Raw genomic sequence first — 22912 nt, 5'->3', positions numbered from 1 at the left:
CAATTATTTCTTAATACGCATAATGACTGTTTCACCGACAGTCACGGTACCGCTTAATTTATTCAGCTCTTTGATCTCGTCCATGTTTGAAATAACAACTGGAGTCAGAACTGATTTTGCTTTTTCTTCTAACAGGGCTAAGTCAAACTCAATGACAACGTCGCCTTTTTTCACAGATTGACCTTCTTCTGCGATACGTTTAAAGCCTTCGCCTTTGAGTTCAACAGTATCAATACCGAAGTGAACAAACAGTTCGATACCATCATCAGATTCAATAGAAAACGCATGGTTAGTTTCAAAGATTTTACCGATTGTACCATCAACCGGAGCCACAATTTTGTTGCCAGAAGGCTTGATAGCAATACCGTCGCCAACAATTTTTTCTGCGAACACAACGTCTGGTACCTCTTCAATATTGATTATCTCGCCCGATAATGGCGCGATGATTTCAATATTGCCACTGCTACTCTTGTCTTCCGAAACTAGTGATTTCAGTTTGTCAAACAGACCCATGGACCTTCTCCTAATCGTTTTATATGGGACCGAACTAATGTGCTGCTGTTAGCATAACGTTTTTTCTTGGATAAAGGTATCGACAAGTTTCATCAATTCATCGGCTGTTGGTTGAGCAAGTGCTTGTTCCGCTAGCGCTTGAGTATCTGCAAAATTCGCATTACGAATTAGCTTTTTGATACGAGGAATTGAGATTGCGCTCATACTAAATTCGTCCAGCCCCATGCCTAACAGCAATAAGGTCGCACGTTCATCACCTGCTAATTCACCACACATACCCGTCCATTTACCTTCTGCGTGAGAAGCGTCAATCACTTGTTTAATCAAGTTCAAGACGGCTGGAGACATCGGATTATAAAGGTGTGAAATCAGCTCATTACCACGGTCAACCGCTAAAGTGTATTGAGTGAGATCATTCGTCCCAATACTAAAGAAATCAACTTCCTTCGCCAAATGATGTGCAATGACTGCTGCAGCTGGCGTTTCCACCATAATACCGACTTCAATCGCTTCATCAAAGGCTTTGCCTTCTTCTCGTAGCTGCTCTTTAAGCATCTCAAGTTCTGCTTTCAGTTCTCGAACTTCTTCGACAGAAATAACCATCGGGAACATGATACGCAGTTTACCAAATTTAGACGCCCTTAAAATAGCTCTTAATTGAGAGTGTAGAATTTCTTTGCGGTCAAGACAAATACGAATTGCACGCCAGCCAAGGAATGGGTTCTCTTCCTTCGGTAAGTTCATGTAAGGTAAGTCTTTATCGCCACCAATATCCATTGTACGTACAATTACTGCTTGGCTGCCCATGGCTTCGGCCACAGCTTTATACGCTTGGAATTGCTCTTCTTCTGTTGGCAGAGCGTCTCTGTCCATAAATAAGAATTCAGTGCGGTATAAACCTACGCCTTCTGCACCATTACGCTCAGCACCCGCGACATCACGGACAGTACCGATGTTTGCACAGACTTCAACTTGATGACCGTCTAAGGTTATTGCGGGTAAATCTTTTAATTTTGCCAGTTCTTCTTTTTCTTGCTGGTACTCATTTCTGAAAGCTTTTAGCTTATCAATTTCGCTTTCAGATGGATTGAGGTAAATGGTGTTGTTCACGCCATCTAGCACAATAAAATCACCGCTTTTCACTTTGCTGGTCGCGTCGGTGGTACCGACAATCGCAGGAATTTCCAGTGAACGCGCCATGATAGAGGTATGGGAAGTACGTCCACCGAGGTCAGTGATAAAACCTAATACTTTGTCTAGGTTTAACTGAGCGGTTTCGGAAGGCGTCAAATCGGGCGCGACTAAAATAACTTCTTCGGTGATTGCGCTTAAATCCACAATCGGCATATTAAGAATATTTCTAAGTAGGCGTTTCCCAATATCGCGCACGTCGGCAGCACGCTCTTTGAGGTATTCGTCGTCTAAAGCTTCTAATGCTTGAGCTTGGTCTTCAATCACTGAATAGACCGCCGCATCTGCGGTTTTTTTATCACCTTTGATGAGGGTGACAATTTCTTGCTCTAATTCCTCATCTTCCAGCAGCATGATATGACCTTCAAAAATCTCAGCTTTTTCCGCACCAAGATTTTTTTCTGCTTTATCTTTGATAAGGCTAAGCTGCTCAGCTGATTTGTTACGTCCATCAATGAAGTTTTGGATCTCTTTATCAATTTGCTCGTCAGTGATTTTACGGGTGCTGACAACAATAGGATCTTCTTTGAGGATGAGAGCCTGACCAAAAGCAAAACCTGGGGATACTAAAATTCCTGAAATCATAATATTACCTTACTACTGATAGGAGTTTTGATGTTGCAGAGACAACAGTAGATATAAGTGATTAAGCAGGTGTCCCCGAATAATCTATTCAGGGACAGGGAATTATTACGTTAAAACAAGATGGCAAAGTGACGATTTATTCTAATTCGCCCATCAGTTTAACTAAAAATTCAACTGCTTGTTGCTCATCTTCACCTTCAGCTGAAATGGTGACTACGGTGCCTTGGGTTAAACCTAATGTTTGTAGTTTGAACAGGCTTTTTGCGCTAGCTGATTTGCCGCCTGAACTCAGCGTAATATCTGAAGTGAATGCTTTTGCTTCTTTAACGAATTGAGCCGCAGGACGAGTATGTAAACCGTTAGGTGCTGTAATAGTAACTTCTTGCTGGAACATAATATTTCCTCAGTGATTTTAAGTTTTTTATGATGACACAGCCTATTGTAGATGAAATATGCTGAGCATGCGTATAATTTAGATTATCAACGATTCCTTTGGTTTTCTACTTTGTTTGGTATCAACCAAATTATCATTTTTTTAGCTTAAGTTTCACACGACGCTTTTAGTGAGTATTTCGCCACTCAATCGATGAGTGGCTAAAAAATGATTAATTTCGAGGTGTGAAATAATTACTATGTTTAATACTAAATGCCGCATAATAAATCATCCCAATCCGTGCTAATCTATGATCTCACCCACAAAAAAAGCACCTAATTGGTGCTTTTTTAACGTAATGTTAACCTAATAATCATTATTCGGCATTAATATCTGCAAACAGTGCAGTGGATAAGTAACGCTCTCCTGAAGATGGTAAAATGACCACAATATTTTTGTCTTTATATTCAGGGAGTGCAGCGAGTTTAGCGGCTGCTGCAATCGCAGCTCCAGATGAAATACCTGCTAAAATGCCTTCTTTTTCCATTAACTCACGGGCGGTTGAAATCGCTTCGTCATCGGTAATTTGCAGGACTTTGTCAATAATAGAAAGGTCTAAGTTGCCAGGGATAAAGCCAGCACCGATACCTTGGATTTTATGGGGGCCCGGCTTAATTTCTTCACCTGCAAGGGCTTGAGTGATCACTGGAGACGTTGCGGGTTCAACGGCAACCATCACCACATCTTTTTTCCCTTTTGTCTGCTTTAAATAACGGCCAATACCAGTGATAGTCCCGCCAGTTCCAACGCCAGAAACAACGATATCTACGTTGCCATCGGTATCATTCCAAATCTCAGGCCCAGTAGTTTTCTCGTGAATCGCAGGGTTGGCTGGGTTACTAAATTGCTGTAATAGCAGATATTTACTTGGGTTACTGTTGACGATTTCTTCCGCTTTAGCAATGGCACCTTTCATACCTTTGGCACCTTCAGTCAGGATTAAATTAGCACCAAGGGCTTTTAAAAGTTTACGGCGTTCTACGCTCATGGTTTCTGGCATGGTCAACGTCAGCTTATAACCGCGAGCTGCAGCCACATAGGCGAGGGCAATACCCGTATTTCCGCTTGTTGGCTCAACCAGTTCTTTATCTTTTGTCAGGATGCCTTTTTTCTCTGCATCCCAAATCATGTTTGCGCCCACACGGCATTTCACACTGAAGCTTGGGTTACGAGATTCCACTTTTGCCAAAATATTACCGTTGCCAAAATGCTGTAAACGCACTAATGGGGTATTTCCAATGGTCAACGAATTATCTTCATAAATTTTGCTCATGGGACATCCTTAAAATTAACGGTTAGCCAAGAATTAGGTGTGTTTTCAAAATTGAATATGAATTCAACATACTCGAACATCTAATTATTGCAAATATGATTTAACGCTAGAATATAACCGTAGGTTATTTAAAGCTCCGTTATTATAACTAATAGGAAAGGTCTGGTATTGGGCTGTATTGAGAGCAGAATCAGAGGGGGAGGGATATGCAGATAGGTACCTGCATATCCCTAGAAAGTGTTAGTTTCGAGAAGGGCTAATAGCGAGCGTAGCGAGCGCGATAACGGTCAACCCACATTAAGGTTGCGCCACAAACTGCAACCGGCATGATGACTAAGTTTAAAATCGGGATCATCATTAATAAGCTGACGGCACCACCAAATTGAATATTATTCAATCGGTCTTTTGAGAGAGCTTGCTTCATGTCGTCGAATCCAACTCGATGGTTATCAAATGGGTAATCGCAATATTGAATGGACATCATCCAAGCGCCGAACAGGAACCATAAAACGGGTGCAACAGTTTGCCCAATACCCGGAATAAAGAACAGCACCAATAACACGATGGCTCGCGGTAAATAGTAAGCAATTCGCACAAATTCGCGTTTAATCATGCGCGGTACATCTTTTAGCAATTCAGCCATTCCCGTATCAGGTGCGGGGTTACCTGTCAGTTCAGCTTCTAAATGCTCTGATAGCCAACCGTTAAACGGAGCCGCGATGATATTGGCAATCGTGCTAAAGAAATAGCTAAAAACCAGTAAGATAGAAATGACGGCAACAGGCCAAATCAGATAGTCAAGCCATTGTAGCCAGCTAGGGATGTAGCTCATAACCTGCTCAATCCATCCGCCAAGCTTACTGTATAACCACCAAAAAGCGCCACCAAGAAGCAGAATGTTTGCTAATAGGGGTAAAAGAACAAAACGCTTAATGCCTGGACGAGTGATTAGTCGCCACCCTTGTGAAAAGTAATAAAAACCAGAGTGATTTTTTTGTGGCGAAAATGTCGATTGGGTCATACTTCTTATTATCTCCTTTGCGGGTGAGCATGTATCATATAGGTATGAAATTACACTGACTAGTGATAATTTTGTATAAAAAAGCAGCAAACGAAGGCGGAATATTCTCTTTCTTGTAAGAAAATCGTTCTGAGGGTTGCACTTAGAGCAATTGAGAAATAATCTTAAGGTAGTTTCCGCCGTGATGGCATCATTATTCATCAACTAGAGATAGCAGCGATGCAGGATTTGCGTCTAATATTAGTGGTCGTAGGTGCGATAGCCATTGTCGCTTTATTACTGCATGGTTTATGGACCAGCCGTAAAGAGCGCTCTAAGTTATTTCGCGACAGACCTGTAAAACGTAGAAAGAATGACACGCAGGAAAATTCATCAGAATATGATGATTCTGCTCTGTTTACTGAAAATCAACCGGTACAAAAAGCCGCCGTTGAAGATCAGCCTATCTATATGGTGAAAGAGGAGCCGCGTGCTGAGACTGTCTCTCAACCCCATACAATTCAACGTGACGCTGAGCCTGAGTTTAATTTAACTGCAGAGCACTCACCACAGCCTGCTTCAAAGTCAGTTAAACCAACGGCTTCTGAGCCTGTGTTTGCTCCACATGTTGATAATCGTCTGCCCCCTGAGCAATTGACGATTAATATGGCGGATGAAGCTGATTTACAAGAGCATGTTTCAGAGCCTGTACGCATTCATACAGAGCCGAAAATCCATGTTTCTGTAGAGCAAGAGTCTGTACCACAAATGTCTGCTCATCAAGAAGCGGTACAACCAGTGGTTCAGCCTCACACCGAAGTAGAGCTCGAAGTATCAAATGCGCCGGCAGAAAAAGCAGCAGTTGCAAGTGAAAAAGAAATTGTTCTGGTACTGCATGTTGCAGCGCATCATGGGCAGGTTCTTGAAGGTGAGGCATTACTGCAAAGTATTCTTCAAGCTGGCTTCCAATTCGGTGCCATGAATATCTTCCACCGTCACGTTCATCCAGCGGGATCGGGGCCAGTATTATTTAGTCTGGCAAACATGGTGAAACCAGGATCATTTGACCCAGAAGCCATGTCTGATTTCACCACGCCGGGCGTCTCCATCTTTATGATGGTGCCGTCTTATGGTGAAGCTAGCCAGAACTTTAAATTAATGCTCCAAGCGGCACAACGTATTGCATCAGATGCAGGTGGTGTTGTGTTGGATGATGAACGAAAAATACTGACACCTCAAAAAATAGAGGTGTATCATGCAAGAATTCGAAATACATTAAGTTAATTAAAACCCCCGATTCAGGGGGTTTTTTATATCTATTGGTGAAACATGACGACGAAACAAATCCCAGACGCACTCACGCAAAAAATAGACGCATTAAAACAACAATTGCGCCATCACGAATACCTCTATCACGTTATGGATGCACCAGAAATTCCCGATGTGGAATATGACAAGCTGATGCAGGAACTTAAAAGCCTCGAAGCGCAGCATCCAGAGCTGATCACCACAGACTCCCCAACCCAGCGAGTGGGCGCTGCACCATTAGCCGCATTCGATACGGTTCGCCATGAAATTCCAATGCTCTCTTTAGATAACGTATTTGATGAAGAAAGCTATCTTGCATTTGATAAACGTGTGAAAGACCGACTGCATAACCACACTGAATTGACATTTTGCTGTGAACTCAAATTAGATGGTCTAGCTGTCAGCTTGTTGTATGAAAATGGGGAGTTAGTTCAAGCGGCAACCCGTGGTGATGGTACTGTTGGCGAAAATATCACGGCCAACGTACGCACAATCAAAGCGATTCCGCTGCGTTTACGCGGGGATAATATTCCTGCTCGTGTTGAAATTCGTGGTGAAGTTTTTATGCCTCAAAAAGGCTTTGAGGCCATGAACGAAGAAGCACGTAAAACGGATGGTAAGATTTTCGCTAACCCACGTAATGCGGCGGCGGGCTCTCTTCGGCAGTTAGACCCGCGTATTACGGCTAAACGCCCATTAACCTTTTACTGTTATGGTGTCGGGGTGGTGGAAGGAAAAACATTGCCAGATACCCATTATGAACGCTTGATGCAGTTTAAAGCGTGGGGGCTGCCAGTGAGTGAGCATGTGCAATTACGTGTTGGTTGCCAGCAAGTGCTTGATTTCTATCATCATGTTGAAAACATTCGCCCGACACTCGGTTTTGATATCGATGGTGTCGTGATTAAAGTGAATGATATTGCCACTCAAGAAGAATTAGGTTTTGTTTCCCGAGCACCGCGCTGGGCAACGGCGTTTAAATTTCCTGCTCAAGAACAAATCACCTTACTGAAAGATGTCGAATTCCAAGTGGGGCGCACAGGAGCGATTACGCCAGTGGCTCGTTTAGAGCCAGTGCAAGTCGCCGGTGTTGTGGTGAGCAATGCCACACTCCATAACGCAGATGAAATTGACCGTTTGGGCGTCCGCATTGGGGATACCGTCGTGATCCGCCGCGCAGGGGATGTTATTCCTCAAATCGTGAGTGTCGTTATGGATAAACGCCCAGCGGATAGTCGTGAAATTCTATTCCCGACCCATTGCCCTGTGTGTGGTTCTGATATTGAACGTATTGAGGGGGAGGCGGTGGCTCGCTGTACTGGCGGATTAACCTGTGGTGCACAATTAAAAGAGTCACTGAAACATTTTGTTTCTCGTCGTGCGATGGATGTCGATGGGATGGGCGATAAAATTATTGAGCAGTTGGTCGACGCGGAATATGTGAAAAATGCGGCGCAGCTCTATCAATTATCAGCGGGTAAATTAACTGGTCTAGAAAGAATGGGACCAAAATCCGCGCAAAAACTTATTGATGCGCTCGAAAAATCCAAACAATCTACACTGGCTCGCTTTATCTATGCATTAGGGATCCGTGAAGTGGGTGAGGCGACGGCGGCAAACCTCGCGGCGCATTATGCATCATTAGACGCGGTGATGGCGGCGGATGAAGAATCACTGAAAACCGTTCAAGATATTGGTGAAGTGGTGGCGAAGCATGTGGTGCATTTCTTCCGCGAAGAGCACAATCGCCAAGTTATTCATGATTTACTGACCATTGCGAACATCCACTGGCCTGAAGTGAAAGTGATTAACAGTGCTGAAATTGATAGCCCTTTTGCGGGAAAAACGGTCGTACTGACTGGGTCGATGTCAACGCTTTCCCGCGATGATGCTAAAGATAGATTGGTGGCTTTAGGTGCGAAGGTAGCGGGCAGTGTATCGAAGAAAACCGACCTGGTGATTGCCGGTGAAGCGGCAGGCTCAAAGTTAGTGAAAGCGACAGAATTGGGTATAAAAGTCATTGATGAAGAAGAATTAATTCGTTTGCTGAATATCTAATCGTGACCTATATTTAATGCGCAATGCCATTATCGTCCACCGTGATAATGGCATTTCTTATTTTCTGGCTAACATTTTTACAGTTGTTATTAATGTGTTACTCGTGAAACGTGATCTGCTCGTGACTTTTGAAAGATAGGCTGAGTCAGTTTTCATATTAATGTGACATTAATCTCATTTAAATGTTGTCTATTACATAGAATATGCGCATAGACTGATTCGTAACTTTGTTGGAGTCAAAAATGACCTCGATCCTGCACTTTATTTTATCCATCGTCATCATCGGCGCTCTCGCGATTTTAGCGAGTAGCAACCGTAGAGGGATCCGCCCTCGCTATGTTATTCAATTGCTTGTGATCCAAATCGCACTCGCTTACCTGTTCTTAAAATCAGGTATCGGTGAGTCTTTCGTTCTTGGTGTTGCTGGCGTATTTACCCATTTATTGGGTTATGCGGCAGAAGGGACCAAATTTATCTTCGGAGGAATGATTGAAGGCAACTTAGCATTCTTCTTCCTGCAAGTGTTGTGTCCAATTATCTTTATCTCCGCGCTGATTGGTATTTTACAACATATTAAAGTCCTGCCTTTCGTGATCCGTATCATCGGTACGGTGTTATCGAAAGTAAACGGTATGGGTAAACTTGAGTCATTCAACGCAGTAAGTTCATTGCTGTTGGGTCAGTCCGAAAACTTTATTGCCTATAAAGATCAATTAAGCAGCATGTCAGAAAGAAGAATGTACACCATGGCAGCAACGGCGATGTCTACCGTTTCAATGTCCATCGTGGGTGCATACATGACCATGTTAGACCCAAAATATGTGGTTGCCGCTCTGGTCTTAAACATGTTTGGTACATTCGTGGTGTTATCACTGATCAACCCGTACCCACCAGAAGGGGAAAAAGAGATCCAAATGCGCAGCCTGCATGAAGGTCAAAGCTTCTTCGAAATGCTGGGTGAATATATTCTTGCTGGGTTTAAAGTTGCGATTATCGTTTCTGCGATGTTGATTGGTTTTATCGCATTGATTGCGATGATTAATGGTATTTTTTCAGCTGTTTTTGGTGTGACGTTCCAAACTATGCTGGGCTATGTATTCTATCCATTTGCTTGGATGTTAGGCATCCCTGCGAATGAAGCGCTACAAGTTGGTGGCATCATGGCAGTGAAAATGGTGACTAACGAATTCGTGGCAATGGATGGTTTAAAAGCGGTGGCATCTGGTTTATCTGACCGCTCTGTGGGCATCCTATCTGTATTCTTAGTGTCATTCGCTAACTTCTCTTCCATCGGTATTATTGCTGGTGCAATTAAAGGGTTAGACGAAAAACAAGGTAATACCGTTGCACGTTTTGGCCTGAAATTACTGTACGGTTCAACGCTGGTAAGCTTCTTATCTGCTGCGGTGGTTGGATTAATCCTGTAGTCATCTCGGCAAAAAGTGTTACAGTGAGAAACGGCATTCAGTGAATGCCGTTTTTTTATATCTAAAACAAGAGCGGATAAATGGAAAAACAAGACTTACTTGATATCGCCAATACATCGATGCCATTTGGTAAATATAAAGGTTGCGTCCTGATTGATCTTCCCGAGGAATATCTACTGTGGTTTTATAAAAAAGGGGAGTTTCCGGCAGGGCGATTGGGGCAATTAATGGAGATGACGCTCGGGCTGAAGATAGAAGGGCTAGAGAGCATTGTTAAGCCCCTAAAACGAAAATAAGGGTTAGAGGCTTAATCGATGGTTATTGTGCGTTAAGTACCGTGGTAGCGACGTCTATACCCGATTGGTAAGCCCCATGCACCGTACCGGCCCCTAACAACGCTAAATGTTCTCCTGCAAAGAAAATTTTGTTATCAATAGGCTGCTTTAATTGGGCAATTTGATCCACAGAATAGTTAGGAGCGGGGTAGCTAAACGAACCATAAGCGTAAATATCCTTTTCCCACTCGGTTTTTATCAGTCGTATAGGCGCGGGTACATCATCAAATACCTTACTGAGCGATTCTTGCAGCTCATGCCATGCGGTGTGTTCATCACACTCCTCTAGCCATTTTGCGGACAATCCACCGAATAAAAACAGTAACGTTGGTTTTTGGTAAATCCCACTCACATCCATAAAATTTAGCCAATAATCAGACTCATGGATATACATACTATTGACGTTGTTGAGTGCGTTTTTACGCCAAAAAGCCTGTTCAAAGGTGACAAATAACTTGTTGAATACACCGAAACCTAACTGATTAATGGCTTCTTGAGTTTTTTCAGGCAGTATAGGTGTGAAATGAATTTTATTTTTCTTCAATACCCCAAGTGGTACGGTCACAACGACTTTATTGGCATTGAACTGTTGTCCATCAAACGTAGTGACAGTGACATAATTGTCTAAGTAATGGATATGTTCAACAGGGTGGTTAAGGTGAATATCCAGCCCACTTGATAGCGTTTCGATAATTTGTGAATATCCACGAGGGAAAATAACTTCATCACCTTCACAAAAGCCCTCGAGTTGTAAAAAATGGGGGGATAATGTCTCTAATGTGCAAGCACAGGGATCTTCAGCGATAGCTTCAAAAAATTCATGTAAACCTGTTTGTAGCTGTTCAAACAGGGATTGACTTGCATGGTGATCTACGGTCAATAAATGGTGAAATTCAGGGCTTTGCAACCAACTATTTAACGCTTCGGCTGCATTATTAAATTGGCAGGGTGATGAGATGGTTTCAAACTGTTCCATTAAATAATCAAGACCCGCTTCGAAAGCTTCTTTTTCATCTTCACACAAAACCAAGCCATTTTTCTTATAGAAAATAGCATCTTGGTAATTAAAAACAACGGTTTGGATATGATGCTGTTGTGCAATGGCATTAATGGGATTATCGGTAATACCGTGTATCCAAGAAGCCCCTAAATCATAAAATTGGTTATCAATTTCGTGAGTATGAATACGCCCACCAAGACGGTCGCGAGCTTCTAAGATAAGGACTGTTTTATGTTGGGATTGTAACTGATTTGCGACTGATAAACCTGAAACGCCTGCTCCTATCACAATGATATCGGCATCTATGTGTGGCATAACTCACCTAGTTGAAATGGAATACGGACGATGTGCGATGACACATCTGAATAATTCTATTTAAATAAAATTATAAGCTAATTATATATGAGTAAATTAAATGTGAATAGACGGTAAAGCAGAGGGAAGTGAGTTAGATTAGATGATTAAGAATAACTGTAAATAGGATTTCAGAAAGCAAAAAGTGAATCAAAGGGGGATAGAAAGAATTTGGTGGAGCTAAGCGGGATCGAACCGCTGACCTCTTGCATGCCATGCAAGCGCTCTCCCAGCTGAGCTATAGCCCCAAATGAAGTATTTTGTTATGAAATTCAGCCATCTAAATTGGGTTTTAGATGGTGGAGCTAAGCGGGATCGAACCGCTGACCTCTTGCATGCCATGCAAGCGCTCTCCCAGCTGAGCTATAGCCCCAAACAAAATCTTTTGGACGGGAGGCATGATATTCAAGCTCGGTTGGAGTGTCAATATATTAATATGTTTTTTGGGTTTAACTGCTGAAATATAGAACATTTTGCAATCAATTCCCATTTGATGCGGGAGCTGAAAAAAACTGCCCCTTAAGTTCAGAGGCAGTATATAGAGAGAGGCTTCTTGTTTAGAAAATTATTGTGTTTAGAAAATTATTGTGCGGATGCTTCGCGTTCTGAGATAAACGCTAAGGCTTTTTCGATACGAGCCACAGAGCGAGCCTGGCCGATAGCATGAACGGTAACATCTAGTCCAGGAGATTGACCCGCGCCAGTTACGGCTACACGTAGAGGCATACCCACTTTACCCATACCCACTTCTAATTCAGCCGCAGTTGCTTCAATCGCTTGATGAACATTTTCAGCCGTCCAATCTGAAATAGCGATTAATTTGTCTTTCACCACTTCTAATGGTTGACGTGCAACTGGACGTAAGTGTTTTTTCGCGGCATCAGCATCAAATTCTTCAAAGTCTTGATAGAAGTAATGGCAAGATTCCGCCATTTCTTTCAGTGTCTTACAGCGCTCACCCAGTAATTTGATTAACTCAACTAACTGTGGACCTGTGCTGGTGTCGATATTTTGCTGTTCGATATGCCATGCAAGGTAGGTTGCCACTTCTTCAGCTGGCAGGGTATTGATGTAGTGATGGTTCAGCCACTGTAATTTTTCAGTGTTGAATGCACTCGCTGACTTGCTGATTGCATCAAGAGAAAAATATTCTTTCATTTCTTCAATTGAGAAGATCTCTTGGTCACCGTGTGACCAGCCTAAGCGTACTAAATAGTTTAATAACGCTTGTGGAAGGTAACCGTCATCGCGGTATTGCATAACGCTAACAGCGCCATGGCGTTTAGACAGTTTTTTACCATCATCACCTAAAATCATAGAAACGTGAGCATATTCAGGAACTGGCGCACCTAATGCTTTAAGAATGTTGATTTGGCGAGGGGTGTTATTGATATGGTCTTCACCACGAATTACGTGGGTAATTTCCATATCCCAGTCATCAATAACCACACAGAAGTTATACGTTGGAGAGCCATCAGTACGACGAATGATTAAGTCATCAAGCTCTTGGTTGCTAAATTCAATTGGACCACGAATGGTGTCATTGAAAATCACTGAACCGTCTTGTGGGTTACGGAAGCGAACAACATGCGGTTCTGCCGCAGTGTGGTTATGTTTATGGTCGCGGCAACAGCCGTCATAACGAGGTTTTTCGCCTTTGACCATTTGTTCTTCACGTAAAGCCTCTAAACGTTCTTTAGAGCAGTAGCAGCGGTAAGCTGTACCTGCTTCTAACATGGTATCGATCACGGCATTGTAGCGATCGAAACGCTTAGTTTGATAGTAAGGGCCTTCATCCCAATTTAAATTCAACCAGTTCATACCGTCCATAATGGCGTCGATAGCTTCCTGAGTTGAACGTTCTAAGTCGGTGTCTTCAATACGCAGGACAAATTCGCCCTGATTGTGGCGACTATATAACCAGGAATACAGGGCGGTACGAGCACCACCAACGTGCAAGTAGCCAGTTGGGCTTGGTGCAAAACGGGTTTTGATTTTACTCATCGAGATTGCCTTAATTGCGAAACGTTGTTTCTTAATGCGCTTATGATCATCGTAAGCATTGCTAAAAGTTGCTCTATTCTATCACCCTGTAGTGAATCCTCAATCTGCTTCTCTCTATACAGATAAAGAAAATCATCAAATTGAGAAAATAACCGCTAAAATTTTTAGTCTGGTGAGCTTTGGATGATTTTTTTCTAATAAAATTTAGTAGGATAATGTAGTTAATTGATTAAAAAGGGTACTTCGTAGGTGATAAATAAAACATCTTGATTATTTTTGCAACGAACAGAAAAAATCTATTCAAAAACCGTTGACTCAGAACACAGTATCCCTATAATGCACCTCCATCGACGACGGGGCGATTAGCTCAGTTGGTAGAGCACCTCCCTTACAAGGAGGGGGTCAGTGGTTCGAGCCCGCTATCGCCCACCACCGTTGACGATGAAAACATAAATGATTGGGCGATTAGCTCAGTTGGTAGAGCACCTCCCTTACAAGGAGGGGGTCAGTGGTTCGAGCCCGCTATCGCCCACCAATTATTTATGACAATGTGATTATTATGAAGTGGGCGATTAGCTCAGTTGGTAGAGCACCTCCCTTACAAGGAGGGGGTCAGTGGTTCGAGCCCGCTATCGCCCACCACTTCATTTCTTCTCGCATTAAAACAATTCAGAAATACAGATGGGTCGTTAGCTCAGTTGGTAGAGCAGTTGACTTTTAATCAATTGGTCGCAGGTTCGAATCCTGCACGACCCACCATCTAAATGAAGTAAATCATTCAAGCAGTACAGATACTTGAATATGGGTCGTTAGCTCAGTTGGTAGAGCAGTTGACTTTTAATCAATTGGTCGCAGGTTCGAATCCTGCACGACCCACCATTAAAATCTGTAACTTGAAAGATGTTTGGGTTATTCGGTGTGAACATTAGCGACTAACAAGATGGTTGCAGGTTCGACCCGTAGGGTGAGGCCAAAGGCCGAGAAATCCTGCACGACCCACAATCTAAAGTAGTGTCATGAAGTGGGCGATTAGCTCAGTTGGTAGAGCACCTCCCTTACAAGGAGGGGGTCAGTGGTTCGAGCCCGCTATCGCCCACCACTTCATTCTTATCAAAAAACACATCTCAAACTCTTAATTTAAAACGTAAATTACTGATTTTAATTAATTTGTACAGAACTGTATCCAATAAAATCTCACTATCCCCTCTTACTGGCATTCTTCGTTTATTTTGCTTAAATATTCATGTTACCCATAAAATATTATTCCCATTAAGAATTAATATTTCGCTATGTTGACCATTATATTACTAATATAAACTTTTGAATTTTTAATGAATTAATATATCAAATGAAACGACAACGAGGTTTTTCCTTGTATTGCGTGGTCTTCAGTTTTTTTTAAATCAAAATCTAGTTAATAAAAATAAAGCATGTCAATGCTGTAGGTGAAATCACTTAAATGGTGATGCTAATGGATTAATGCATTTATAGTTTTATCTAAAGTGAATTTTTATTAAAAACTATGGTAGGAATTAAATTATGTCATACCATATGAACAGCTTTATGTTGGTTTGGATTAAATAAATTATTAAGAATATTCTTAGGTGGTGTTAAAGAAATAACAAACAAAGCTTTCATTGATATTACAACAAAAGAACATCTGCAAAGTAGTATATTGGTGAATAATTCTAGTTATTCGCGTTTTGATAATCTTAAAATTCAATAATTTCCGAGTGCTTATGTATTTGTAATATTAAAATAAGATTATCGATAATCAGTAATGTTCATATTTTTGTGATATTCATCAAGTAAAGTGAATGTTCGACTTCCTTAACGTTAATGTTTTGTTATGTTGAATATGTAGGTGCATTAAATTCACTAGGTTACTTTAAAAATATAGTGTTTAATTAATTTGTAGCATGCGGTTCGAAAATGTAAGTTATTGATGTTTTGTGTTGCGAAATAGTTATATATGTAAAACATATATTTTTTACTTTCTTTTACAGAAAATGCTCACTTAGTATGGTTTTTGACTCAAAAAACTACCAATGTTATCGTGAAACGATTAACTTTGTTACAGTGTTAAATTATTCTGTTTATTTCCTTTATTTTTGGATTTATTGACGGGAAAGTAATTGGTTTTTAGTGAATTATCTTGTGATATGCTCTTTCATCTGAGTTTACTAGGTGATATTCACTGGCTATTAATTTACGTAAGTGATTGATAAATAAAGATCAATTCACTAACTCGTCTTATTTGTATAGAGAAAAATATTTTGTTACATAGTTGCAATGTCATTTTTGGACTAGTTGAAACTAATTAGAAGGCTAGTATATCATTCTCTTAGTGATGTTGGATGTATCACCATGTTTTTATCAATGAACTATACAGTACATATAAAATAACAATGAAAATGGCAGAAAATATCTGCTAATTTTTATTCAATTAATATAGATTGAAGCGAGAATGTTTATGAATACAAAATATCCTGTCGCTTGTGCAGTTGGACAAAAAATTAAATCTTTAAGAAAAGCTCAAGGCTATACAGTTTTTCAATTAGCTAAAGAGATCGACATCAGTGAACAACAACTATTTCGTTATGAACGAGGTGTGAATCGTATTGATATCGATTGTTTAGTTCGCGTATTAAAGGTATTAGGCGTAAATATGGGAGAGTTCTTCAGTGAAGTGCTCCAGGATGATACGAACGCCTCTGAGGAAAGAGAATCTAAAGGGTTTAACGACTCGCTTTATTCTCTTGTATAATATTAATTCTTTGCACGCGTTTCATAATGAAACAAATTAAGTACAGTAATTAAGTTGTTTCAGATGAGAACGGTAAATTAATTAACATAAGTTAATTAGTAAAAGTCATTGAATATATTAATTCTCTCTTATGTAGCGTACTTATAAAAATAAAAGCCCTTAAGGGCTTTTATTTTTTTTATACATCAAATTTAGAAAATAAGCTTGGAAAAATGAAAATTGATTATCACCACTTTTAACATATTATTCCTGCTGGATTTTTACTGGCTCTAAAATAACGGTAACGATACGTGGGCCGATCATCTCATCAATTTTTATTTGTATGTTATCTATCTTAACCACATCCCCTTGAGTGGGTTCATTTTCAGTATTGACGTGAATAAATTGATTGAGTGTTTTATCAGAATCAACTTCAAGCAAAATTCCATACGACTCATAAATTTCATTTAATCGCGTTGTGCCTTTTAAGCTTAACCCCGACTCAGGTAGATCCATAATGGTTGGCTCCGAAGAAGTTTGTTCGGAGAATAATCTTTCTAGGAATAAGCGATTTTGTGGTTTTAGTACGACAAACAAATGATCATTCGCCATTAAGATTGTTGACCCGCGTGGTGGTAATACACTTTTTTCTCGGGTGATCATCGCAATCACTGTTTGGTCCGGTAGTGCTAATTGAGACAATCGGCGTCCTACGGCAGAGCAGTCCTCACCCAGCGTATATTCTACTAAGTCAGCATCAATCTGGTCGACGGCGGTAATATCTAATGTCGCTGCGGGTAGAAGCGGTGGTGGCTGCATAAGGTTTAACTTGCGGGCAAAGTAAGGCAGTGTGGAACCTTGTAATGTTGCAGAAATTAGAACCACGAAGAAGACAACATCAAAAATGAGGTTGGCACCCGGTAATCCAAAAATAAATGGGAAAATAGCCAAAATAATCGGGACAGAGCCTCTTAATCCCACCCAAGAGATCAGAGCTATCTCATTTCGTGTAAAGCGAAATAGTTTGAGTACAGGGACAACCGCGAGTGGTCTTGCTACAAAGGTTAATACCAGCGCAATGAGTAATCCTTCCTGCCATACCTCAATCAGCGAGCTAGGGTTAACCAGTAAACCTAACATAACGAACATGATGATTTGGCTTAACCATGCCAGCCCATCATGGAATAAAAAGGTATTGCGCTGGAAAACAAATGAGTGATTACCAATAACCACACCCGTGACAAAAATAGATAAGAAGCCACTACCATCTAAATTACTGGCGACACCGAATGAAAATAAACCACAGGCTGCCACTAAAACGGGATAAAGACCCGCAGCGAGTAACTTAATTTTGTTGATGATCTTTATTGAAATCCAACCAACACCGATCCCAACTGCAGCACCGATTCCCATTTGGCTAACAAATAATAAAGCCAATTCACCACCGGAGGCTTGTGGATTCATTAGTAGTTGCAGCAGCCCAACGGTTAAAAATATGGCCATCGGGTCGTTAGTTGCACTCTCTATTTCTAAAGTCGCCTGTAAACGCTCGTTTAGGTAAATGCCTGCATTGCGTAGCAGTGAAAATACGGCGGCGGCATCAGTTGAGCCAACAATGGCTCCTAAAAGTAACCCTTCAAGAAGTGGAATACCTAAAATATAGGCGGCGGCTAACCCTGTGATACCCGCAGTAATCAAAACACCAACGGTAGCTAAGGTGAACGCAGGTTTCCAGACTAACTTAATGGATTTTACTGAGGTTTGTAGTCCACCATCAAAAAGGATTAGAGCAAGGGCGAGAGAGCCGACAGCATAAGAAACATTGACGTTATCAAAGGTAATTTTCCCTAAGCCATCCTCACCTGCCAGCATGCCAATAAAGAGAAACATAACCAGCATAGGCAAACCAAGCCTTGCTGACAATTTACTCGAAAAAATACCGAGTAAAATCAATATGGATGAAAGCAATATAAGTTGTTCGATAGTCGGCATAATCAGTTTTCAGTTAGAGGTGAATAAAACGCTGACGATGCATCGTAAAGCGCGCGAGGTAGCTAAAGATGTTATCAAAGTGACTAAAATATACATTTGATAGTGTTTTCAGTCCCAAGAGGCCAAATAAACATTATGATGTATATTATTATGATTATATATGAATCATTTGAAATATATTGGTATTTTACTGCACTTTTTAAAATTTAATTTTTAAAAATAGCCTGTTTTTTTATTAAACTCGAGTTAAAAGCTACTTTTTTATGTGTAAATATTTTTTGCGGTGGAATTGAAAAGGGAAAGGGGGTGGGTAATTGTATGAGAAATCAATAAAAGTCGATGAAGATATTTCATCGACTTTATATTAACTAGTGAAAGCGCGCCTTTCTTGCCAAAGTGTCACCAATAAACTGTATTCCTTGCACTATAATCACCAAGGTCACAACCGTAATTGCCATAGCAACATTATCAAAGCGTTGATAGCCGTAATTTAACGCAAGGTCACCAACACCTCCGCCGCCAACTGCACCAGCCATCGCTGTTGCTCCAACTAGCGTTATACTGGCAGCCGTTAAGCTTAAAATTAATGACGACTTCGCTTCCGGTAAAATAAAGTGCCAAACAATTTGCCAGTTGGTCGCCCCCATTGCATCGGCGGCTTCAATAATTCCTGAATGGACACTGAGCAATGAATTTTCGACCAATCTTGCCGTATAAGGCGCAATATAAATGACTAATGGCACAATTGCCGCGGTGGTACCAATAGATGTGCCCACTACAAAGCGCGTTAGTGGGATTATAGCCACTAATAAAATAATAAAAGGTAATGAACGGAATATATTAATAATAGGGTTAATCACGCGATAAATGCGTTTATTTTCCCAAATCCCTTCTGGGCGAGTAATGACTAATAAAATTCCCAATAAGATCCCAAATAGCGAGCCTAGGACAAGCGCAATACTCACCATAGTGAATGTTTCTGACATGGCCAATAAAAATTGTTTACTTGTCAGTGCTGTTTCAAAAAACTCACTCATACTGTTCCCTTATTCACTGCAACGCCACGATGGCGTAAATAGGTTATGGCTTCATCAATATGTTGCTTATCTCCTAACATTTGAACAAACATACTGCCCAAAACGACGCCATTGATCTCTTTCATGTTGGCAAACAGGATATTGATTTTAATAATATTCTTGATGATAAGCTCATTCACCACGGGCTCTTGTGCCGATTTGCCTAAAAACTCTAATCGATAGACATCCTCTTGATGTTCAAGCTGATGAAGTACACGGTCAGGAATTTTTTCATTGAGCACAGTACCCACAAATTTTTGCGTGGTTGAATGTTGAGGATTGGCAAAAATATCAAGCACTGTGCCTTCTTCAACAATGCGACCGGATTCCATGACTGCGACACGATGACAAATCTGCTCAATGACCTCCATTTCATGTGTGACCAATAAAATGGTAATTCTCTGTTCCCGATTGATCTTTTGCAGTAATGCCAAAATAGAGGCGGTAGTTTGAGGATCCAATGCAGAGGTTGCTTCATCACACAGCAAGATTTGTGGGTTATTAATTAACGCTCTGGCTATTCCAACTCGCTGTTTTTGCCCACCAGAAAGCTGGTTAGGGTATTGGTGTTTTTTATCACTCAGTTCAACGTATTCGAGAATGTTATCTACGCGACGGGCAATTTCATGCTTATCAATGCCGAGTAAAACCAGAGGCATAGAAACATTCTGTTCGACGGTCTTCGTTTCCAACAAATTGAAATGCTGGAAAATCATTCCGATGCTTTTTTTATGTGCCCGTATTTGTGATGGGGTATGCTCCGCCAAATTGTGCTGATTGACCTTGATGGAGCCACTGGTTGGCTTTTCTAATTGATTAACTAAGCGGATGAGGGAGCTTTTACCTGCACCGCTATAACCAATAAAACCAAAAATATCACCTTTATTGATATGCAAATTAATATCTTGTAGAGCGACTAAGGACTGCCCATTTTTTTCATAGATCTTTTGGACATTGTTAAATTCAATCATCCTTTACTCCACATTTTCAATCAGTTGTACGCGCTGAGCGGGGGGCAAGGCAGGTTGCCATTCATCACCTAATAATTCATTCTCTGTACTGGTTTTAACCAACTCAAGGTGCTGCTGCCGATGGGCCAGATACAATTTAGCGGCAATATGATCCGCTAAGCGCTCAGCCCCAGTATTAGTGCCTGGGATCAGACCAATTACGGGCCCCATACTGAGAGAGGCACTTAAATTGAAGCAATAAAAGTGATCAATAAACGGAAACTCATAACCTGCTTTTGCTTGTAATTCAAAGTGTTTACCAAGATAGGGATGCGTGGCAAGTTCATCATTTTCTTCACCTTTAGGGGGGGTATAAACATCTCTCCACGTTTTAATAAACGGTGCCAAGCGATGAAATGCGCTATGTTTCTGCCAATTCAGTCGATAGCCTGTCGCTAAAATGAGGTAATCAAAAGAGAAATCCCCTTGGGTGGTAGAAACTTGCAATTTATCTTCTTTGACGGTGACATCATTGACTTGCGTATTGAAGTTAAAATAAGCATGAGTATGGTGAGAAACACGCAGTGTACTGCCATGAGGGGCAGGGGTTTTCGCTTTCAAAACATAGTCGGCATAATGCCATTTTTGTGCATCGGTAAAATACCCATAGGCATTGGTAAAACCGGCACTTCCAGCAACTTTTCCTCGGTTTACTCGAGGCATCTCTTTTGCTCGGATCAATAACTCAACAGACTTAGCACCATGTTCTAATGCAGTGGCTGAACTGTCCATCGCACCTGCACTGTAGCCCACAACACCAATATCGAGTCCGTTAAATCGCTCATAGTTGCTACCCGCATATGAATGCTCCCAGTATTGGGTTGGAATTTTATCCATAAATTCTGGGATATTAGGCTCGCTAAATGATTCCATGCCGGTTGCAATCACAACATGCTGAGCGACAAAAGAGACCTGCCCATTGGGAGTCTCAAACGTTAACTCACGACCTTGAGGGATTAATTTAACATCGACTAATTGATGCTGATTCAGCAGCGTGGGGGCCGTCATGGTTTTAAACCATTGTAGGTACTCCCCCCATTGTAAGCGTGGAATTTTATCGAGATTTTCCCACGCATCATCACCAAATTGAGCTTTAAACCATGCTTGGAATGTTAAAGAGGGGGAGGCGAGAGCAGGGCCAACAACCTGTTTAGGTGACCGCAAGGTTTCCATCAAGGCTGGTGTTTGCCAAGGGCCTTCTTTGCCGGAAGGTGCTTGGTCAAAAACGATGGCGTTAACGCCTCGTAATTTTAGGGCAAAGGATGCAGTAATTCCCGACATGCCCGCACCAATAATGGCGACATTAATCTTTTGCTTATCAAGATCTTCATCTGACAGAGACCATGAGCCAATCGGCAAATTAAGGTACTGCAGATCCTGATTTATTTGCGCCTCGAGAGCGGCTAATCCAATGACCTTATCCATGGTATTACTCCTTATGTTCAGGGAGTTCAAACGGTTCTCCCAATGTCAGCATCAAGCGATTAGCCCATGAGAAAAAAGCACTGGATTGAATTAAATCGAGTAACTCTAGCTCCGTAACCCCTAATGAACGCAGTTGATCGATTTGCTCAACGGAGGCTTGAATAGGCGTAGCGGAGAGCGAAGCAACAAGAGATACGGCAGCTAAAAGCCTCGGCTCATAGCCTTCAGCAAGCACATTTCCTGCGGGAGTCGCTAACAGTTTCTCGACATCACCGAAATGTTCTTTTGCATACTGGCTAGCTTTGCGTGCATGAACTGAGGCGCAATAAATGCAGCCATTCACTTTACTGACCGCAGCGGCAGCAAACTCTCTTTCCCAACGAGGTAGCCCACCTGAGGTATAAAAAATACCGCGGTCTATCTGTGTACGTAGTGCTAAAACTTCACTTTGATGAGCTAACAAAAGGAAATACTCAGAACTCAATTGTCCATGCTTTTTCAGAGTTTGAGTTTCATCATCACTTAACGAATTTACATCTCGCGCAGATAACCAAGATTCCCAACCTAATTGCTGTTGTGTAAAGGCGGTTGGTGATGGTTGTCCTAAATGTGTTGTCGTTGCGTGACGCCAATTTCCTGCGGTAATTGGAAAATATTGGTTTGATTTATTATCTGAAATCGGATTTTGTCCAATTAATAATTCCAAGCCAGAGACTAAGCGAGATTGATAAGTCACAAAGGTAATTAACTGAGCCAATAAAATAATATCGGACTCAGACCATCCTTGCTGGATAAATTGTTGCGTTAAAGCGTAATCCGCTTGATTTGGATTGCTGGTTAATATCCGCAAATATTTTTCAGCAAGCGTAATGTCAGGTGTTATTTCGACGATGGATTGTGATGATAATAATTCAGCATAATATTGTGCGAGTAACATTGAACCAGTAATTTTTGCCACGGAAAGCGCAAAATAATATTTTACATTTAGAGGCAATACTTGAGATGGCACAGAAAAAATAGTCTCAAAAGCGGCTTGAGTATTTTCTGTTGCAACGGGTCTTTCTGCGCGTTTTTTTGCTAATTCCGAGTCTGGTGTCAGGTGAAGAATCGTGTTAATTAAATCAAATTTTACTGTCATAAATAACTCACTTTATTTAAATTTTTTATCTCCTTCATTACATA

The 22912-nt window shown here is 41.2% G+C and carries 17 protein-coding genes and 8 tRNA genes; 11 read left to right on the top strand and 14 right to left on the bottom strand.

Annotated features, from left to right (window positions below):
• Positions 1–3: 3 nt before the first annotated feature.
• The 5 genes from crr to cysZ form a co-directional block, all read right to left on the bottom strand.
• Positions 4–513, bottom strand: coding sequence for a PTS glucose transporter subunit IIA (crr, locus tag LDO73_RS11735; RefSeq protein ID WP_224058034.1), 510 nt, complete (start codon positions 511–513; stop codon positions 4–6).
• 48 nt (positions 514–561) lie between these two features.
• On the bottom strand, positions 562–2289 hold the full coding sequence (ptsI, locus tag LDO73_RS11730; protein ID WP_224058033.1) for a phosphoenolpyruvate-protein phosphotransferase PtsI: 1728 nt from the start codon (positions 2287–2289) through the stop codon (positions 562–564).
• Between the two features lie 136 nt (positions 2290–2425).
• Positions 2426–2683, bottom strand: a complete 258-nt coding sequence (gene ptsH / locus LDO73_RS11725; RefSeq protein ID WP_006658608.1) for a phosphocarrier protein Hpr — start codon at positions 2681–2683, stop codon at positions 2426–2428.
• Positions 2684–3038: 355 nt separating this feature from the next.
• On the bottom strand, positions 3039–3995 hold the full coding sequence (cysK, locus tag LDO73_RS11720) for a cysteine synthase A (RefSeq protein WP_224058032.1): 957 nt from the start codon (positions 3993–3995) through the stop codon (positions 3039–3041).
• Between the two features lie 256 nt (positions 3996–4251).
• Positions 4252–5016, bottom strand: coding sequence for a sulfate transporter CysZ (gene cysZ / locus LDO73_RS11715; RefSeq protein WP_224058031.1), 765 nt, complete (start codon positions 5014–5016; stop codon positions 4252–4254).
• Between the two features lie 219 nt (positions 5017–5235).
• Here cysZ and zipA point away from each other — a divergent pair, with 219 nt between their 5' ends.
• The 4 genes from zipA (at position 5236) to LDO73_RS11695 (ending at position 10084) form a co-directional block, all read left to right on the top strand.
• Positions 5236–6279 carry a cell division protein ZipA gene (gene zipA, locus LDO73_RS11710; RefSeq protein WP_224058030.1) on the top strand — a complete coding sequence of 348 codons (1044 nt, stop codon included), beginning with the start codon at positions 5236–5238 and terminating at the stop codon, positions 6277–6279.
• A 45-nt stretch (positions 6280–6324) separates the two neighbouring features.
• Positions 6325–8361, top strand: coding sequence for an NAD-dependent DNA ligase LigA (gene ligA / locus LDO73_RS11705; protein WP_224058029.1), 2037 nt, complete (start codon positions 6325–6327; stop codon positions 8359–8361).
• A 242-nt stretch (positions 8362–8603) separates the two neighbouring features.
• Complete coding sequence (locus LDO73_RS11700; protein ID WP_224058028.1) at positions 8604–9788, top strand: NupC/NupG family nucleoside CNT transporter; 1185 nt, start codon at positions 8604–8606, stop codon at positions 9786–9788.
• An 80-nt stretch (positions 9789–9868) separates the two neighbouring features.
• Positions 9869–10084 carry a DUF3820 family protein gene (locus LDO73_RS11695; protein ID WP_224058027.1) on the top strand — a complete coding sequence of 72 codons (216 nt, stop codon included), beginning with the start codon at positions 9869–9871 and terminating at the stop codon, positions 10082–10084.
• 22 nt (positions 10085–10106) lie between these two features.
• Here LDO73_RS11695 and LDO73_RS11690 read toward each other — a convergent pair whose 3' ends face one another.
• The 4 genes from LDO73_RS11690 to gltX form a co-directional block, all read right to left on the bottom strand.
• Positions 10107–11438, bottom strand: a complete 1332-nt coding sequence (locus LDO73_RS11690; protein WP_224058026.1) for a flavin monoamine oxidase family protein — start codon at positions 11436–11438, stop codon at positions 10107–10109.
• A 211-nt stretch (positions 11439–11649) separates the two neighbouring features.
• Positions 11650–11725: transfer RNA gene (locus LDO73_RS11685), tRNA-Ala, on the bottom strand.
• 49 nt (positions 11726–11774) lie between these two features.
• Positions 11775–11850, bottom strand: a tRNA-Ala gene (locus LDO73_RS11680).
• Positions 11851–12059: 209 nt separating this feature from the next.
• The gene (gltX, locus tag LDO73_RS11675) at positions 12060–13481 is read right to left on the bottom strand and encodes a glutamate--tRNA ligase (RefSeq protein WP_224058025.1); all 1422 of its coding nucleotides are present in this window, start codon (positions 13479–13481) and stop codon (positions 12060–12062) included.
• Between the two features lie 356 nt (positions 13482–13837).
• On the opposite strand from gltX, the gene LDO73_RS11670 reads away from it, so the two are divergent.
• The 7 genes from LDO73_RS11670 to LDO73_RS11640 all read left to right on the top strand — a co-directional run bounded on the left by LDO73_RS11670 (position 13838) and on the right by LDO73_RS11640 (position 16248).
• Positions 13838–13913, top strand: a tRNA-Val gene (locus tag LDO73_RS11670).
• A 27-nt stretch (positions 13914–13940) separates the two neighbouring features.
• Positions 13941–14016 (top strand) — tRNA-Val (locus LDO73_RS11665).
• Between the two features lie 31 nt (positions 14017–14047).
• A tRNA-Val gene (locus LDO73_RS11660) sits at positions 14048–14123 on the top strand.
• 41 nt (positions 14124–14164) lie between these two features.
• Positions 14165–14240: transfer RNA gene (locus LDO73_RS11655), tRNA-Lys, on the top strand.
• Positions 14241–14284: 44 nt separating this feature from the next.
• A tRNA-Lys gene (locus tag LDO73_RS11650) sits at positions 14285–14360 on the top strand.
• A 144-nt stretch (positions 14361–14504) separates the two neighbouring features.
• Positions 14505–14580 (top strand) — tRNA-Val (locus tag LDO73_RS11645).
• A 1374-nt stretch (positions 14581–15954) separates the two neighbouring features.
• Entirely contained in the window at positions 15955–16248 is a 294-nt protein-coding gene (locus tag LDO73_RS11640; protein WP_006661320.1) for a helix-turn-helix domain-containing protein, read from the top strand.
• A gap of 243 nt (positions 16249–16491) precedes the next feature.
• On the opposite strand, the gene LDO73_RS11635 is transcribed toward LDO73_RS11640, so the two are convergent.
• The 5 genes from LDO73_RS11635 to LDO73_RS11615 form a co-directional block, all read right to left on the bottom strand.
• Positions 16492–18219, bottom strand: coding sequence for a potassium/proton antiporter (locus LDO73_RS11635; protein ID WP_224058024.1), 1728 nt, complete (start codon positions 18217–18219; stop codon positions 16492–16494).
• 368 nt (positions 18220–18587) lie between these two features.
• Positions 18588–19256, bottom strand: a complete 669-nt coding sequence (locus LDO73_RS11630; RefSeq protein WP_132495518.1) for a methionine ABC transporter permease — start codon at positions 19254–19256, stop codon at positions 18588–18590.
• Positions 19253–20266 carry a methionine ABC transporter ATP-binding protein gene (locus tag LDO73_RS11625; protein ID WP_224058023.1) on the bottom strand — a complete coding sequence of 338 codons (1014 nt, stop codon included), beginning with the start codon at positions 20264–20266 and terminating at the stop codon, positions 19253–19255. Before LDO73_RS11625 ends, LDO73_RS11630 begins: the two co-directional genes overlap by 4 nt.
• Positions 20267–20269: 3 nt before the next feature.
• Positions 20270–21730 (bottom strand): FAD/NAD(P)-binding protein, encoded by a 1461-nt coding sequence (locus LDO73_RS11620; RefSeq protein WP_224058022.1) that lies wholly within the window; start codon positions 21728–21730, stop codon positions 20270–20272.
• A 4-nt stretch (positions 21731–21734) separates the two neighbouring features.
• Positions 21735–22868, bottom strand: a complete 1134-nt coding sequence (locus LDO73_RS11615; protein WP_224058021.1) for a CMD domain-containing protein — start codon at positions 22866–22868, stop codon at positions 21735–21737.
• Positions 22869–22912: the final 44 nt, after the last annotated feature.

This window comes from Providencia alcalifaciens (assembly GCF_915403165.1).
Lineage (GTDB): Bacteria > Pseudomonadota > Gammaproteobacteria > Enterobacterales > Enterobacteriaceae > Providencia > Providencia alcalifaciens_C.
Note: the sequence above shows the minus strand (reverse complement) of the source record. Positions and strands in the feature narration are given on the sequence as shown.

Bases quoted from the DNA above. Each gene is read 5' to 3' on its own strand.
- crr (WP_224058034.1), bottom strand. From the start codon at position 513: ATGGGTCTGTTTGACAAACTGAAATCACTAGTTTCGGAAGACAAGAGT.
- ptsI (WP_224058033.1), bottom strand. From the start codon at position 2,289: ATGATTTCAGGAATTTTAGTATCCCCAGGTTTTGCTTTTGGTCAGGCT.
- ptsH (WP_006658608.1), bottom strand. From the start codon at position 2,683: ATGTTCCAGCAAGAAGTTACTATTACAGCACCTAACGGTTTACATACT.
- cysK (WP_224058032.1), bottom strand. From the start codon at position 3,995: ATGAGCAAAATTTATGAAGATAATTCGTTGACCATTGGAAATACCCCA.
- cysZ (WP_224058031.1), bottom strand. From the start codon at position 5,016: ATGACCCAATCGACATTTTCGCCACAAAAAAATCACTCTGGTTTTTAT.
- zipA (WP_224058030.1), top strand. From the start codon at position 5,236: ATGCAGGATTTGCGTCTAATATTAGTGGTCGTAGGTGCGATAGCCATT.
- ligA (WP_224058029.1), top strand. From the start codon at position 6,325: ATGACGACGAAACAAATCCCAGACGCACTCACGCAAAAAATAGACGCA.
- LDO73_RS11700 (WP_224058028.1), top strand. From the start codon at position 8,604: ATGACCTCGATCCTGCACTTTATTTTATCCATCGTCATCATCGGCGCT.
- LDO73_RS11695 (WP_224058027.1), top strand. From the start codon at position 9,869: ATGGAAAAACAAGACTTACTTGATATCGCCAATACATCGATGCCATTT.
- LDO73_RS11690 (WP_224058026.1), bottom strand. From the start codon at position 11,438: ATGCCACACATAGATGCCGATATCATTGTGATAGGAGCAGGCGTTTCA.
- gltX (WP_224058025.1), bottom strand. From the start codon at position 13,481: ATGAGTAAAATCAAAACCCGTTTTGCACCAAGCCCAACTGGCTACTTG.
- LDO73_RS11640 (WP_006661320.1), top strand. From the start codon at position 15,955: ATGAATACAAAATATCCTGTCGCTTGTGCAGTTGGACAAAAAATTAAA.
- LDO73_RS11635 (WP_224058024.1), bottom strand. From the start codon at position 18,219: ATGCCGACTATCGAACAACTTATATTGCTTTCATCCATATTGATTTTA.
- LDO73_RS11630 (WP_132495518.1), bottom strand. From the start codon at position 19,256: ATGAGTGAGTTTTTTGAAACAGCACTGACAAGTAAACAATTTTTATTG.
- LDO73_RS11625 (WP_224058023.1), bottom strand. From the start codon at position 20,266: ATGATTGAATTTAACAATGTCCAAAAGATCTATGAAAAAAATGGGCAG.
- LDO73_RS11620 (WP_224058022.1), bottom strand. From the start codon at position 21,730: ATGGATAAGGTCATTGGATTAGCCGCTCTCGAGGCGCAAATAAATCAG.
- LDO73_RS11615 (WP_224058021.1), bottom strand. From the start codon at position 22,868: ATGACAGTAAAATTTGATTTAATTAACACGATTCTTCACCTGACACCA.